Origin of the sequence: Sediminitomix flava (assembly GCF_003149185.1) — a bacterium.
Taxonomy (GTDB): Bacteria; Bacteroidota; Bacteroidia; order Cytophagales; family Flammeovirgaceae; genus Sediminitomix; species Sediminitomix flava.
Genome location: NZ_QGDO01000001.1, coordinates 86,201 through 102,013 on the forward strand (window position 1 = coordinate 86,201; position 15,813 = coordinate 102,013).

At 37.5% G+C, this 15,813-nt stretch carries 9 protein-coding genes; 3 read left to right on the forward strand and 6 right to left on the reverse strand.

The annotated features are described in order from the left end of the window. Positions 1–152: 152 nt before the first annotated feature. Complete coding sequence (gene nifJ, locus BC781_RS00360) at positions 153–4,004, forward strand: pyruvate:ferredoxin (flavodoxin) oxidoreductase (RefSeq protein WP_109615265.1); 3,852 nt, start codon at positions 153–155, stop codon at positions 4,002–4,004. Between the two features lie 436 nt (positions 4,005–4,440). On the opposite strand, the gene BC781_RS00365 is transcribed toward nifJ, so the two are convergent. Then, a complete protein-coding gene (locus BC781_RS00365; protein ID WP_109615266.1) occupies positions 4,441–5,886 on the reverse strand; it encodes an RluA family pseudouridine synthase in 1,446 nt (481 codons plus the stop codon). Positions 5,887–6,146: 260 nt separating this feature from the next. On the opposite strand from BC781_RS00365, the gene BC781_RS00370 reads away from it, so the two are divergent. Continuing rightward, positions 6,147–7,073 carry an adenine nucleotide alpha hydrolase family protein gene (locus BC781_RS00370; protein ID WP_109615267.1) on the forward strand — a complete coding sequence of 309 codons (927 nt, stop codon included), beginning with the start codon at positions 6,147–6,149 and terminating at the stop codon, positions 7,071–7,073. Between the two features lie 402 nt (positions 7,074–7,475). Further along, a complete protein-coding gene (locus BC781_RS00375) occupies positions 7,476–11,375 on the forward strand; it encodes a M43 family zinc metalloprotease (RefSeq protein WP_109615268.1) in 3,900 nt (1,299 codons plus the stop codon). An 83-nt stretch (positions 11,376–11,458) separates the two neighbouring features. Here BC781_RS00375 and BC781_RS00380 read toward each other — a convergent pair whose 3' ends face one another. The 5 genes from BC781_RS00380 to upp all read right to left on the reverse strand — a co-directional run bounded on the left by BC781_RS00380 (position 11,459) and on the right by upp (position 15,651). Beyond that, positions 11,459–12,259 (reverse strand): ion transporter, encoded by an 801-nt coding sequence (locus BC781_RS00380; RefSeq protein WP_109616549.1) that lies wholly within the window; start codon positions 12,257–12,259, stop codon positions 11,459–11,461. Positions 12,260–12,270: 11 nt separating this feature from the next. After that, on the reverse strand, positions 12,271–13,620 hold the full coding sequence (locus tag BC781_RS00385) for a serine hydrolase domain-containing protein (protein ID WP_109615269.1): 1,350 nt from the start codon (positions 13,618–13,620) through the stop codon (positions 12,271–12,273). 123 nt (positions 13,621–13,743) lie between these two features. Next, positions 13,744–14,325: an alpha-ribazole phosphatase gene (gene cobC, locus BC781_RS00390; RefSeq protein ID WP_109615270.1), complete on the reverse strand. Its 582-nt coding sequence runs from the start codon at positions 14,323–14,325 to the stop codon at positions 13,744–13,746. A 70-nt stretch (positions 14,326–14,395) separates the two neighbouring features. Continuing rightward, positions 14,396–14,854 carry a small multi-drug export protein gene (locus tag BC781_RS00395; RefSeq protein ID WP_109615271.1) on the reverse strand — a complete coding sequence of 153 codons (459 nt, stop codon included), beginning with the start codon at positions 14,852–14,854 and terminating at the stop codon, positions 14,396–14,398. A gap of 149 nt (positions 14,855–15,003) precedes the next feature. Continuing rightward, positions 15,004–15,651, reverse strand: a complete 648-nt coding sequence (gene upp / locus BC781_RS00400; RefSeq protein ID WP_109615272.1) for a uracil phosphoribosyltransferase — start codon at positions 15,649–15,651, stop codon at positions 15,004–15,006. Positions 15,652–15,813: the final 162 nt, after the last annotated feature.

Genomic DNA, 15,813 nt, shown 5'->3' on the forward strand with positions numbered 1-15,813 from the left:
CACTGTTAACATAACAAAACCTAATACAATAACTATTATCATATTATTGACTGACATTTATAGTGCAGAAGTGTTAAGTAAATGTACTTCATTTATATAAATCAACTCAATTGCCCTATGTAAAGGGTAAAAGGGAAGGAAAAGTACTAACAATGAGAAAAATAGATTCTACGACCAACTACATCACCTTAGATGGTAACGAAGCCGTTGCCAGTGTCGCATATAAGGTAAACGAAGTATGCGCCATCTACCCTATCACTCCATCCTCTAGTCTTGGAGAAAAATGTGACGAATGGGCAGCTAAGGGGGTTAAGAATATTTGGGGCAATGTGCCCTCGGTAATGGAAATGCAAAGTGAAGGTGGAGCAGCGGGTACCGTACACGGTTCCTTACAAGCTGGAGCCTTAACGACTACATTTACAGCCTCCCAAGGACTACTTCTGAAGATTCCAAACATGTATAAAATAGCAGGTGAATTAACCCCTGCCGTATTTCATGTTACCGCTAGATCTTTAGCTACTCACGCGCTTTCAATTTTCAATGATCATTCCGATGTCATGGCTGCCCGTCAGACTGGTTTTGCCATGCTTGCATCTTCTTCTGTGCAAGAAGCAATGGATACTGCAATTATAGCACATGCAGCTACGCTAAAAGCACGTATTCCATTCATGCACTTCTACGACGGATTCCGTACCTCGCATGAAATCAGTAAGATTAATCCTGTGAGCGATGATATCATGCGTCAGATGATTGATGAAGAGTACGTACGTGCTCATCGTGAAAGAGCTTTAACACCAGACCGTCCGAAGATCAGAGGTACTGCACAAAACCCTGACGTTTACTTCCAAAGCCGTGAAGGTGTAAATACATATTATGCAGATTGTCCGTATGTGGTTCAAGAATATATGGATCGATTTGCAAAGCTAACAGGACGTCAATATAAAGTCTACGAATACGAAGGAGCAGAAGATGCTGAACACGTAATCGTAGCGATGGCTTCGGCAACTGAAACCATCAAACAGACTGTTGACTACTTCAATGCCAAAGGGCAGAAAGTGGGTGTATTGAAGGTTCGTTTGTACCGTCCTTTCGATACAAAATTATTTATGGAAGCATTACCTGCTACTGTAAAGAAAATCTCTGTTCTTGATCGTACCAAAGAACCTGGTGCTTCAGCAGAACCGCTTTGCCAAGATGTTGCAATGACATTGCTTAACGGAATTCAGGCTGGCTATGGAACTTTGAAACAAATGCCAATGATTATTGGTGGACGTTTCGGACTTTCGTCAAAAGAGTTTACACCATCTATGGCGAAGTCTGTATTTGACAACCTATTTGAAGAAAAGCCTAAGAATAACTTTACGGTTGGTATCCTCGACGATGTAACCAATACAAGTTTGACTTACGATCCGAATTGGGATATTGAGCCAGACAACTTGTACAGAGCTTTATTCTACGGATTGGGTTCTGATGGTACCGTTGGGGCAAACAAAAACACCATCAAGATTATTGGTGAAAACACTCCTAACTACGCACAAGGATATTTTGTCTATGACTCGAAGAAAGCGGGTTCAATGACGGTATCTCACTTGCGTTTTGGTCCAGATAATTTCCAAGCACCATACTTGATCAACACTGCTAATTTTGTGGCTTGTCATCAGTTTGTCTTCTTGGAGAAAAAAGAAATGCTCAACGAACTGAAAGAAGGTGGAATCTTCTTGCTCAATACGCCATTCGGTAAAGATGAGCTTTGGGATCAAATGCCTCGCAAAGTTCAAGAGCAGATCATCAGAAAGAAAATCAAAGTCTTTGCCATTGATGCTCAAAAAGTAGCAGAAGAAAGTGGTATGAAACGTCGTATCAATACGATCATGCAAACCTGTTTCTTCGCTATCTCAGAGATTCTTCCAAGAGAAGAGGCGATCAATGCGATTAAAGACGCTATTCATAAAACATACGGAAAGAAAGGGGATAAAATTGTCAATATGAACATCACTGCGGTTGACAATACCCTAGATAATCTTTTCGAACTTGAAATCCCAGCTGAAGCTAAGAGTCAGATCGAGATGCAGCCTCCAGTATCGGAGAATGCACCTGACTTTGTAGATCAAGTATTGGGTAAAATCATTGCTGGTTTCGGTGATGATGTACCAGTGAGTGCTTTGCCAGAAGATGGTACATTTCCTGTGGGTACAGCGGCTTACGAAAAACGTAACATTGCCCTTGAAATCCCTGTTTGGGATATGGATCCATGTATCCAATGTGGTAAATGTGCGGCAGTTTGTCCTCACGCAGCTATCCGTATCAAAGCATTTGAAAAAGATGCAGTAGAAAATGCACCAAGCACGTTCAAACATACTTCTGCTAGAGATAAAGACTTCAAAGCAGATGGATTAGAATACTCTATCCAAATTGCGCCAGAAGACTGTACAGGCTGCTACAACTGTGTGGAAGTTTGCCCTGCCATGAGTAAAGAGGTAGAAGGACGAAAGTCGCTTTATATGCAACCTCAACTTCCTTTGAAACAGCAAGAGAAAGAAAATTGGGACTTCTTCTTGTCTATTCCAGAACTTGACCGTAGCAAGTTGAAGAATTCAGCCTTGAAACAACAACAATTGCAACAGCCATTGTTCGAGTTCTCGGGTGCTTGTGCAGGTTGTGGAGAAACGCCTTATATCAAGATGCTAACGCAGTTATTCGGAGATAGAGCTTTGGTTGCCAACGCGACTGGATGTTCATCTATCTTCTCGGGTAACTTGCCAACTACGCCATACACTACCAATGCAGACGGTAGAGGTCCAGCTTGGTCTAATTCATTATTTGAAGATAATGCAGAGTTCGGACTTGGTTTCCGTTTGGCAGTAGATGAGCAAACAAAGGTTGCAAGAGAGCTTGTTTCTGACTTGAAAGGAGAAATTGGAGAAGAACTTTCTAACAAACTTCTTTCAGCTTCACAAGACAATGAAATCGAAATCTTCGAACAACGTGAGCGAATCGAAGAAGTAAAAAGTATTCTTTCTCAATCAGAAGATACAAAAGCAAAACGCTTACTTGACGTTGCTGATTACCTTGCCAAAAAATCTATTTGGATTGTAGGAGGTGACGGTTGGGCTTATGACATCGGCTATGGAGGACTTGACCATGTACTTTCAACGGGTAAGAATGTCAATATCCTTGTTCTTGATACCGAAGTTTACTCTAATACAGGTGGACAAGCGTCAAAATCAACGCCACTAGGGGCGATCGCTAAGTTTGCGACAAATGGTAAACGCACAGGTAAGAAAGACTTAGGTGCTGAAGCGATGGCTCACGGAGGTGTATATGTTGCGACTATTGCCTATGGTGCAAATGACAACCAAACACTGAAAGCCTTCTTGGAAGCAGAAGCCTATGACGGACCTTCTATCATTATTGCTTACGCTCACTGTATTGAGCATGGCATTGATATGAATGCTCCTCTAGCACATCATAAAGCCTTAGTTGATTCAGGACAATGGATTCTATACCGTTACAATCCTGAGCGTGAAAATGAAGGCAAGAACCCATTAATCTTGGATTCGAAACCTAAACAGCTCAGCATTGCCGACTTTATGCAGTTGGAAAACAGATTTAGAATGCTTGCCAAAAATGATCCTTCTAAGGCGAAAGAATTGGCTGAAAGAGCATCTAAAGAGGCAGGACAACGCTACAGACGTATGAAGCATTTGGCTGAAATGGAATTTGAAATAGAAGTAGAAGAAAATGATCCTTCAGTTTCAAAACCTGTTGCTAAGAAAGCTGTTCGCCCAGCAATTGGCGGAGCGAAAAAGCCCATTAAAAGAGCAGTGATTCCTTCGGCTAAGAAAGTGGAGGAAAAAACGGAAGAATCTGCTAGGCCAAAACGTCCTGTGGTGAAACGACCTGTAATTGGCAAGAAACCAAGTACAGAAGTTGAAAAGAAAGCAGAAAAAACGGAAACGCCTAAACCTGCTCGTCCTCGAATGAGACCAAAATTCAAAAAGTAATATATAAGGGTTGGAGTTATTCTCCAGCCCTTTTTTTATGCTATTGACCTTCGTCGTAGGAGATATATAGATACATTTATTACGTCTGATGCTTCCTAAATTAGATTCCCATTAAAATGAGACCCCATGAATGGGCATCTTTACTATTTCAAAAAGAATATTTCATTTAAACTGATTCTTCACAACTCATATTAAAAAACTTTGGAAACCTAGCTGGCTACATTTAGACCGCTAAAAAATTTTCGAAAGCATAACTGGCTGCATTTAGATCACTAAAAAATTTCCGAAAGCGTAGCTGGCTGTATTTAGATCACTAAAAAATTTCCGAAAGCGTAGCTGGCTGTATTTAGAACACTAAAAAATTTCTGAAAGCATAGCTGGCTGCATTTAGAGCACTAAAAAATTTCTGAAAGCGGAGCTGGCTGCACAATGAAGGTTAAAAAACACCTTCTAAATTCACCTCTATCATTTTTGAAGTGATAGGATGTATAAAGCTTATCTGATCTACTTGCAAACAAAACTGTTCTGCTTTTTTACCATAAAGCTCATCCCCTACTATCGGGCTATTTAAACCATTCTGATGTGCCGCATGCAGTCTCAGTTGGTGAGGACGTCTTGTTGTCGGATAAAAAGCCACCTTCGTTTGAGCTTCTATTCGCTCTAAAACTTCCCATTTTGTACGTGTCCCTTTGCCATAGTCATAACAAATCTGATGTTCTTCACTTCCTTTAGATACAGGCCGAATAGGTAAATTGATATAGCCACTATCCGTTCCAAGCGTACCATCTAACAGAGCTACAAAACGTTTTTTGATTTGTTTTTTCTTAAAAAGTAAAGTCAACTGTTTACAGACCTCTTCATTTTTAGCCACTACCATAAGTCCAGATGTTTCATCACCTAGTTGATGTGGTAAATGTGCACTAGGGTATTTTTTTCTTAAAAAAGAAAAGACTGACGATCTGTACTTAGCTTTTGGCATTGAAGGCAAATCTGATGGTTTATTGATGATCATCAAATGCTCATCTTCATATAATTCCTCAAAAACAATTTGTTCTTTTTCTTCAGCTGACCAAGCTACTTCTAGTCCTTCCAACATATGTCCTAAAATAGGTACACACTTTTCTTTACAGGCAGGGTAAAACTTTCCATGCTCTTTTTCTCCCGACTTTGGAGGAATCCCCCACCAGAATTCGGCAATCGCAATAGGTTTCAAATGATGTTGGAAAGCATATTGTAGCAGTTTTGGAGCTGCACATTCTCCAGAAGCAGAAGGCGGTTTTTCATTATGATTTAGACTAAAAATTTCAAACAAACCTTTTTTCTCAAGCTTAGTATTAAGGAATTGATATTCTTGGAAAAATCGCTTTTGTAATGAAGATGATTTCTCTTTTCTAGCCTTCTTCAGTTCTGTCACTTTAGCTAAATACAATGCTGAAGACTTCTGTTCTGTCGGAGTCTCAGCTTCTAGTTTTTGAAGTGTTTCATTCAGATGATTCACTTTTAACTGCTCTTCCATAAAAGAAGGATCAGCAGTTTCAAAATCAAAAATTGGAGGTACAAAGCCATCAAGCCTTACTTTTCCTGCTAATTTCCCAGAAAAAGCTCTTAAATAACCATACTCCCCATTTTGATCTTTGATTACCAAAACCCCAAACATTTTCCCAGATGCTTTCGGCGATTTCGTTGGCTCAAACCCAAAATCATGTACCCAATCCTTTTGAGAAAGCAAATAAGATTGTAGATCAGCTACTGCTTTTTGAGCTACGGTAGGCGTTTGAGTTTGAAAAGGAGAATTCAGTTTACGAGGTAAACTATCTGTGTCTACATCTACTTTTAGAGGAAAAATACACAGTTCTTCTTTATGTTCACCAACTTGTCTCATGCCCTAAATCCCTATTAGCTTAATTATATTTCTGTACAAAGCCACAAATGTACAAATGTTTTCAAGAATTACACCTATCTCATAAGTAGCTCATCATGAAACAGTAATATGTCTTCCAAAGCCGCAATTTTCTATATATTTTTATTGTTAAACAATATTAGGTTATGTTCTTTAACCTTAGTATTCAGTTTTTCGTGAACAATTAATGAGAAGTCAAACTTCTGGATCGCACATATTCTAAACACACTAATAAAAAACTTATGACAAAAAGCCTTAGCCCCTCTCGCGTCATTGTTGGTTTAGATTTTTCACAGACTGACACCTATGTTTATAAAATGCTCGCTTACCTCGAAAAAGTTTATCAATTTGAGCAGATCTATCTTTTTCATGTAATTCGAAATGTCAAACATAGTTATTATGAGAATGTAAATCTTACAACACCACTAGATGAAGCTTTACGAGACCGAATGAAATCTGAGTCAGCCCCTTTTTTAAGTGAAGTGAAAGCACCTATTGACTACATGACTGTGGAAGGTGATCTTGGTGCTGAACTGCTAAAATGGCAAAAAGTAAAAAATGCAGACTTGATTCTATTAGGAAGAAAAGAGGAGTTTGAAAATACACACCTTCATGGTATTCTAAACCTCTGCCCTTGCTCACTTTGCTTTGTTCCGACCAAAGAAATCCACCTACCTATTTCAAATGTCATTTTGCCAATCAATGGTTCTGAAGAGTCTGTGATTGCTATGAATTTCGCACTCGATTTCCATAATAAAACACTCCCGTTACAGTCTTCAATGATTGATATTGCATGTGCCTACACCATTCCTCAAGGCTATTCTTATTCAGGAAAATCAAGTGAAGAGTTTAAGGAAATCATGAAGAAAAATGAGCTTCTAGAAATTCAAGATTTTCTGAGAGAAAACGATTGGTGTGAAAAAGTAGATGATATACACCTTATTTATGTAGATTTTTGGGATGAAGTAGCGGAAGAATTAGCCGCTAAGATGAAAGAAATGGAAGCTTCTTGTTTGGTAGTAGGTACCCAAGCAAGAACTCGAATCACAAGATTTTTTAAAGGAACAAAGGTTAAACGTATGATTAAAGCGATTGATGATAAAGTCATTTTTGTGGCTAAAGATCAAGACAAAACCTTTGACCTTATGGATATGATCAACAGCATTTAAAGTAACTTTTTTTCAAGTCATAAAGACAGCCCTTTGCAACGTTTGTGAAGGGCTTTTCTTTTATAGAGTTAATAACTCTAATTCTCAGAAATTCTTAACACTATCACAAGGCACACAAGCTTGATATAATACTATATTCACCATCTATTAACCTATTCAATCCACTCTGCTAATCTTACTATACAAATACTCATAACAATCTTTACATTAAACTATTGACTTTCAATTCAAGAGTACTCTAAAGTCATTTCACACTCAAAAACTAATTCGAGACAGAGCATACAGAATCGCAGGTGGTACTAGACTTCAATTCGTATACAACTTACACTATCATGTCTATCACAACTACTCATTTCTTAGAGCATAGTTCTGTCCAACAATTCTTTTTAAATTTTTAATTTCATGAAAAAGTTATTTTTACTTTTTACAATCTCAATTGTAACAACGGTGCAATTATGGGCTCAAAGTCCTGTTCATAGCTGTGGTACAGATCATGCTATGAAACATTTCCTAGAAGCTCACCCCAAAGAACACTTTGAATATCAGTCGCTAGAAAGTTTCACCAAAGACTTTGCTAAAAGAGCGCGAGAAATCAGAACTACTCGAAAAAGTAATATGAGAACGAGTGCTACTTCAAGTACTCCAACATATATTATTCCTGTCGTATTTCATGTTTTCGGAAATGTACAAGGTGGAGCTGGTGTTGACCAAAGTTTGATCGAGTATTCATTAGAGAAATTGAATGAAGACTTCAATGGATTGAACAACGATTACGATCAAGTTTCTGCTCTTTTTACACCTATCAAAGCGACACTAGATATAGAGTTTCGCTTAGCTAAAATAGATCCTGATGGTAATCCGACTACAGGTGTCACATTTAATCCTGTAGCTTCTGGATTTGGAAATGGAAGCGGTTATGACACTCAGATTCAACAATATGCTTGGGATAATTACAAGTATATGAATATCTACATCATGAATGATCTTTATGATGATGGTGCAACAAATAACTCTGGAGTAGCATGGTATCCGAATACATGGATGTCTGATAATAACCTCTCAAGAGTAGTCTACAATGGACTATACCTTGGTACAAATACCAATGAAAACTTCCGTAGAGTTTTGACCCACGAATTTGGACATTGGTTAAACCTTGCACATACGTTCGATAATGGATGTAATAGCCCTGGTGATAATGTAGACGATACTCCTGCCACTACTTCAAACTCTGGTACATGTAATACAACTACTGAAACTTGCCCTGGAGCTGGCATTCCGAATGGTGAAAACTATATGGATTATTCCAACTGTTACCGCATGTTTACAGCAGGACAAGTAGATAGAATGTTAGCTGCCTTACAGCACCCTTCTAGATATTCATTGTGGCAACAAAGCAACCTTGAAGCTACAGGTGTTTTAGCCGATATTGGTCCTCACTTAAGCTATTCCTCTTCTAATTTTGAAGAATCTGATAACAATAACGGTACGATCAGTCAGACTGCAAATATCACAGCTAAAGATGGAGCTCAGTTTGCTGTAACTGGTGCCCTTACAGAAGGGACTCACTTCACAAGTTCAAATATCCCAAATGGATTAAGTATTTCTATCAATGTTTCTGATGTATTCACTGCTTCTTTAAGTTTTTCGGGAACAAGCTCTTCTCATATCGATGCAGATGACGTTTCTAATATAGAGATCACATTCCTAGATGCTGCAATAGTTGGAGGTGCTTCAACACTTTTCAATCCTTCAAACACAGCTATCAGCATAGATTTTAATAATCCTTATGAAATTATATATACAGATGTAGCCGACATTACGGTAAATGCAGGATCAACTTGGTCCTATTTTGAACTAGGAGAAGGTGATGGCGCTTTTGGTCTTTGGTACGACAATGGTGATCTGAGAATTGAAACCTATCAAAAGGATTTGATCAGTGAAGGAAGTACTCGTAACATATCTTTACTTTCATTTGACGACCCGATCTCTACAACGAGTAACTGGGTAGCTGGAGGAGCTTATCCTGATGAACATTATCTTAGAACAGATTCATATACAACTTGGGACGGTCAATCAGCTTATGCTGCTTTTAGTTTCACAAATGATAAAGGGAAAAGAGTTTATGGTTGGTTCAGACTATCAGTGAATAATAATGGTAAAAGTGTCACTCTCTTAGATTATGCCTATCACCAAGGACCTGAATACACAATCAGAGCAGGACAAACAAGTATTGACACTTCTACTCCAAGACTTGCTTATACTTCAACTTCATTTGCTGAATCAACTGCGAATGATGGAACAGTAGAAGGTTCTGCTACGATTACAGCAAACGAAGGAGCTCAATTTGCTGTAATTGGTACTCTCACTGAAGGGACTCACTTTACTCGTTCAAATGTCCCTGCTGGCTTGTCTTTGAATGTAACTGTAAACTCTGCAAACTTGGCTGATTTGACCATTTCAGGTTCTGCAGTATCACACATCAATTCAGATGACATTTCAAATATTGGAATTACCTTCTTAGCGCCTGCTATTGTGGGAGGTACGAGTGGTGTATCTGATCTTTCATTCAATAGTATTTCTATCGACTTTATTGATCCATATCAAATTGTTTATACAGACATTGCAGATATAACTGTAAACAGCAGTGCTACATGGACATCATTCAGTATCGATGGTCTAAATGAAGCATACGGTATTTGGTATGATGGAGGAAATTTGAGGTTTGAGACCTACGAAAAAGACATGATTTCTGAAGGTTCAAGTAGAAATATCACAAAACTTGCTCTAAACACATCTATCTCTCCATCAAGTAACTGGGTTGCTGGTGGTGCATACCCCGATGAACATGATGTTCGTTCGAGTAATTACACGGTATGGGATGGAAGCACAGCTTATATGGGTTTCAGAGTAGTAAACACAAACGGGGCTCATAATTATGGATGGTTCAGGATATCAGTAAATGCAGATGGTACAGCTTATTCACTACTAGACTACGCCTACCATGAAGGACCTAATCAAACCATACTCGCAGGACAAACAACTTTAGGTACAACTCCGACACCAACACCTCCAGTATCTGAATTTATAGCAGATCGTACCACCATTTCTGAAGGAGAATCGATTGTATTTACAGATCAATCTAGTAACTCCCCTAATTCATGGAGTTGGGTATTTACAGGTGGAACACCTGCTACAAGTTCATCACAAAACCCTACAATTACTTACAATAGCCCAGGAGTTTATCAAGTAGCACTTACTTCAACTAATGCTGATGGAAGCGATTCTGAAACTAAAATAGATTATATCACTGTAAATGCCATTGTTGGTACGACTCCTCCAGTTGCAGAGTTTACAGCAAATACAAGCAGTATTTTAGAAGGACAATCCGTAATTTTCACAGACTTGTCAACTGAAAATCCGACTAGTTGGAGTTGGACTTTTACGGGTGGAACACCTGCTTCAAGTTCGTTACAAAATCCTACAGTAACATATAACACAGCTGGTACATATGAAGTTGAGCTAACAGCAAGCAATAACGACGGTTCAAGTACTGAAACAAAAACAGGATTTATCACCGTTACTCAAGCACCTACGGTGAGTTATTGTACTCCTACCAATGGAAACCCTGCCGGTCAATACATCAAACAAGTCACTTTTGGAAGTATTGATAATTCTACAAATTACGTAAGTGGTGGTTACTCTGATTTCACAAATTTAAGTACAACACTTACCAGTGGCAGCAATACAACTTTGAGCGTTACACCCCACAACACTTGGGCAGGTACTTATGCTAAAGCATGGATAGACTGGAATGGTAATGGCACTTTTGAAAGTACTGAAGAAGTACTAAGTGGTAGCGGAGTTGGAGGTACATATACAGCTACAGTAAGTGTACCAAGTAATGCAGTAAGTAGTACTCGTATGAGAGTAAGAGCACTATATTATGAAGCTCCTGAGCCATGTGGTGATGAATGGTTTAGTGAAATAGAAGATTATACCATTAATATCTCAAACGCCGCTGCTGGTCCATCACAAATCGCATTTAAGAACAGCTTCTTTAAAATCTTACCAAATCCATCAAACACAGGAATATTCAAGCTGTCTTGGACTGGGGAAAAGAAAACAAATGTATTCTTCAGAATTTATGACTTGAGCGGAAGAACAATTCTCACTAAAAAAGTAGATGTAGTGAGTGAAGGTCAAACGATTAAATTAGACATCAATAAAGAGCAAAATGGTTTATACATTCTGAATATGAATTCTAGCAATGAGACCATTAATGAAAGAATCATTTTTCAATAAGTAATACATAAGTAGTCGTTCAAAAAATAAGGTTACCTCTAAATAGGGGTAGCCTTTTTCTAAAGCATTAATTCCATATAAGTCTACAACATTGCACCACAATACTTACAGTATTTAGCATCTTCATCATGCCCTTCTTTACTACAAGATTTACATACCTGTGTTGAAGGTTTAGAAGCTCTAGAATATTCTAAGGTTACAATTCCCGTAGGTACGGCAATAATTCCATAACCAAGAATCATAAGAAAGGCAGCTAGACTCTGACCGATTTCGGTTGAAGGAGCAATATCCCCATAACCAACTGTTGTCATCGTTACAATCGACCAATATACTCCTCTTGGAATACTTGTAAAACCATGTTGAGGACCTTCAATCAAATACATCAAAGTTCCCACAATTAAAGCGACAGTTAAAACGACGGTTATAAATACTGTAATTTTAGCTCTACTCGCATACAGAGCTTTACGCATTTGCTCACCTTCTCCTAAATAGCGCCAAAGCTTAAAAATACGGAATACTCTTATCAGTCGTAGCGACCGAAAAACTATAAGTGGAGTTGTGTTTATTGCAAATAATGTAAGGTAAGTTGGAATGACAGATAATAAATCGACAATTCCGAAGAAGCTAAAAATATATCCCGAAGGTTTATCAACAAGCCATATTCGTAAAAAATATTCGAGCGTAAAAAGGAAGGTCAAAGCCCATTCTATGGCTAAAAACCAATTACCATAAGCTTCTCGAATAGATGATACACTTTCTAAACTTACAATCAGAATACTGAAGAGAATCAATACAAGAAGTACTACATCAAAGAGTTTTCCTAAAGGGGTGTCTGCTTCAAAAACAATTTCATGTAGACGGTCTCTTATTTCCTTCACTCTCATATCCTCCAATTTTATTGCGCTTTTTTAATTTGCCTTACCCCCTCGAAAGTATCTCCGTCATTATTTGTCCACATCATTTTCATACCCTCCCCTTCAACACTCACAAATTCAACTGTGGCATAAAGTGTACGGCTAAAAAACTTTGTATTTTCTAAAGGAACCAACTCACAATAAGCACCTTCATTTGCTCTAGCTTTCAATACACCATTTATCTTTTCGATAAATACAGTGAAATTCGGCCCAAAGGAATATGCGCCTCGGTATTGCTTTAAATTTGTAGGATATTGCTTCGCTAAAGGAATGGTTTTAGCTCTTGATTTATAGTCTTCATTGAAGACGATTGCAGCAAGATCATTTCTAAAAAAGTCCGCTACTCCTGTCTGTAAATTGCCCAATATAATTATAGTGATATCATCATCATTATAATGGAGATAATCTGACATATACCCATTTATACGTCCATCATGACCAAATACCCTTTGTTTATAAGAAGTATACAAAGAAATACCCGTACCATAATTGTAACCATAATCTTTGAAAAACTCTTCATAAAAAGCCTTACTGAAATAAATCCTATTTTTTAAGGTACTCACCCAAATAGAAAGGTCTCCCACTGTACTATATAAAGACCCAGAACCTTTTAATAAATCATGTTCAACAAAGTCTGCTTGTTTCAAGCCATCATACCCTTTAGGATCGTAGCCAATCGCTAAATTAGGAACAATGTCTTGTGATGAGCTATGCCCAGTTCGTCTCATTCCAAGTGGCTTAAATATATTTTCATTCAAGAAAATAGCATAAGACTGATGACTCAATTGTTCAATCAATTGTGCTAAAACGGCATAACCACCATTGGAGTATTCATATTTTGTCCCTGCTTTAAACCTTGGTTTCTCAGATAAAAGTAAACCTGTTAATTTAGAGAGTGAAGTCTTATTGGTCTGAATTTTTTGAAATGAAGGAATACTGAATAGATCAATAAGGCCTGAAGTATGTGTCAGTAAGTGTTTGATCTTAATACCTGAAGCATTCGGATAACTAGGAAAATACATTGAAAGATCATCCTCTATATCCAAAAGACCTTGCTCCTCCAACTTTAAAATTGCCGCTGCTGTAAATTGCTTAGAAATAGAGCCAATTTTAAAGCGAGTATTTAATGTATTAGATATATGAAAAGACTGATTTGCTTTACCATAAGCTTTATCAAAAATTACAGTATCAGCTTTCACTATTCTAACAACACCACTAAAATCTGAGGTATTTACATACGACTTGATATAACTATCTATTTTCTCATCTAGCTCTTGTGCTCGAAGCTGAAATGAAAGAATAAAGAGTAAAAAGATAAGTTTTACTTTCATTTATATTGAAAAGGAAAAAGTCCAATTGAAACTTGAATTGGAATAAAAATACAAAAATATTGAACGTAAAAAATGAAAATCAGTCTCTCTTTTAAATTGTACTTTTCAGTTTCATTCAAAAAATCATCGATTCATATATCGTACCAAGACCATCTCAGGACTTTTCACTTCAATACAACTTACTCCACCATAATCAATTCCTAGTCTAAAAGCATATTTTAAATCTAAGTTCATGGCATTTGAAAGCAAAGCTCTTATCACACCCGCATGGGTAACTACAACCGCATGTTCTGCTTTCTTAGTTAATAATTCATCCCAAAAGGAAAGTACTCGTTTATTTAATTCTACAAAAGATTCTCCATTTGGTACTTTTTCATTTACAAAGTCTTCACTCCATTTACTAAGCGTATCTTCTGGAATATCATCCCATGCTACATTTTCCCAATCACCAAAATCCATTTCCATCAATCTTTTATCTGTAAAAAAAGAAGGATTTTGATAGGAAGTCTTTTCTAAAATAGCTTCTGCTAGTTGTTCGCATCGAACTAAAGGGCTCGTATAAATATGCTGAGGAACTACTCCTATTTTTGATATGACTTTCTTAAAACTTTGTGGTGCATCATCTGGAAGAGGAATATCTGCTTGTCCGTAACAAATTCCTGCATCAATTTTTGGTTGAGTATGTCTGATAAGATAAATGTTCATGATGTAATAGTAGATTTGTCTCTAGTCTAAACATAGTTAGTGTGGGTAATTGTTCGAAAGCATTTTTACCTTATGCTGTAGGCAATACTCCGAACTCTTCTCCTAAGAAGTAAAAAAATGAAGTGATGATGATCGACCAAACCACTGCACTTATAAACATATAGGATATAATTCTGATTTTCCTTTCACCGAAAGAAACAGCTACTAATGTTCCTCCTATTGGAGTTAGTAACAAAGGGGTAAGAAATGCGACACCGAACATGCCATAGCTTCTCCAAATTTTCACAGCCTTTCTGTTTCTACTGGAAAATATCTTTCTTTTCTTACCAATAAGTCTATGGATGATTTTATTTCTTACAACAGGCCCTGCCAGTGTAAGAATCAGCACACTCATCATCATTCCTACAATCGTAAAAGTGATTGTTTCAATGATATGAAGTTCCATTCCTAGTCCTGTGATAGGCCCAAAAACAAATTTGAACATGCTTCCAGTAACAACTGAAAGGTATTTAAGAAGCTGCGCAATCATAGCTAGATGATAATAGGTTGAATCTAAAAAAGTCTACTCGATGTCTGTCTCTAAAACGATTCTAAAAAAAAACTAGTTTTCTAAACATAGAAAAACCTAACTAGGCTTCAGAAAGCTGTTAGGTTTTTCCAATTTAGAGGCCTTATGGCTTATAATTTTGGTCCAAAACATAAGTCTCCTGCATCACCAAGGCCAGGAACGATATAAGATTTATCATTCAATTCGGCATCTACTGCTCCTAACCAAAGCGAGTGCTCAGTTTGTATATTGTTATTTACATAATCTACCCCCTCTTGAGCTGCAATAGCGGCTACAATATGAACATGTTTAGGTGTTCCATTTTTTAATAAGCCCTCATAAGCTTTCACTAAAGACTTTCCAGAAGCAAGCATTGGATCGACCAATACAACTACTTTACCAGTCAAATCATCTGAAGCCACATACTCCATGTTTATTTCCACTTCCTCTCCTGCTTTTGTTGGCATACGGTAAGAAGCAATAAAAGCACTATTTGCATGATCAAAGACATTTAAAACCCCTTGATACATTGGAACCCCCGCTCTCAAAATGGTAGTAATTACCAACTCGTCTTTAATCTCACAAGAATTGGCTACAGCTAAAGGCGTTTGGATTTGCTTCGGAGCATAATCCAATGTCTTTGATAACTCGTAGGCTAAAATTTCACCAATTCGTTCCAAGTTTCTTCTGAAACGCATACGGTCTTTCTGAATCTCGATATCTCTTAATTCATTGACAAACTGCGTTCCTATGGAGTTATTTTCAGTAAGAATAAACATGCCTTCTATTATTTTCTAAATGTTACTTATTCTCTAAAAAAGAGAACATCTATACAAAGGTAATCGCTCAATAGTGCAAAAAAAGAAATAAGATGATTCAAATCCTAACTCTAATTTCTCACTACCGAAAAAAGCTCTGCTTCCAGTCTTGGTAGCAGAGCT

What these genes read in the sequence shown, in the direction of transcription:
- nifJ (WP_109615265.1), top strand. Translation starts at nt 153, where the DNA reads ATGAGAAAAATAGATTCTACGACCAACTACATCACCTTAGATGGTAAC.
- BC781_RS00375 (WP_109615268.1), top strand. Translation starts at nt 7,476, where the DNA reads ATGAAAAAGTTATTTTTACTTTTTACAATCTCAATTGTAACAACGGTG.
- upp (WP_109615272.1), bottom strand. Translation starts at nt 15,651, where the DNA reads ATGTTTATTCTTACTGAAAATAACTCCATAGGAACGCAGTTTGTCAAT.
- BC781_RS00370 (WP_109615267.1), top strand. Translation starts at nt 6,147, where the DNA reads ATGACAAAAAGCCTTAGCCCCTCTCGCGTCATTGTTGGTTTAGATTTT.
- BC781_RS00365 (WP_109615266.1), bottom strand. Translation starts at nt 5,886, where the DNA reads ATGAGACAAGTTGGTGAACATAAAGAAGAACTGTGTATTTTTCCTCTA.
- BC781_RS00385 (WP_109615269.1), bottom strand. Translation starts at nt 13,620, where the DNA reads ATGAAAGTAAAACTTATCTTTTTACTCTTTATTCTTTCATTTCAGCTT.
- BC781_RS00395 (WP_109615271.1), bottom strand. Translation starts at nt 14,854, where the DNA reads ATGATTGCGCAGCTTCTTAAATACCTTTCAGTTGTTACTGGAAGCATG.
- BC781_RS00380 (WP_109616549.1), bottom strand. Translation starts at nt 12,259, where the DNA reads ATGAGAGTGAAGGAAATAAGAGACCGTCTACATGAAATTGTTTTTGAA.
- cobC (WP_109615270.1), bottom strand. Translation starts at nt 14,325, where the DNA reads ATGAACATTTATCTTATCAGACATACTCAACCAAAAATTGATGCAGGA.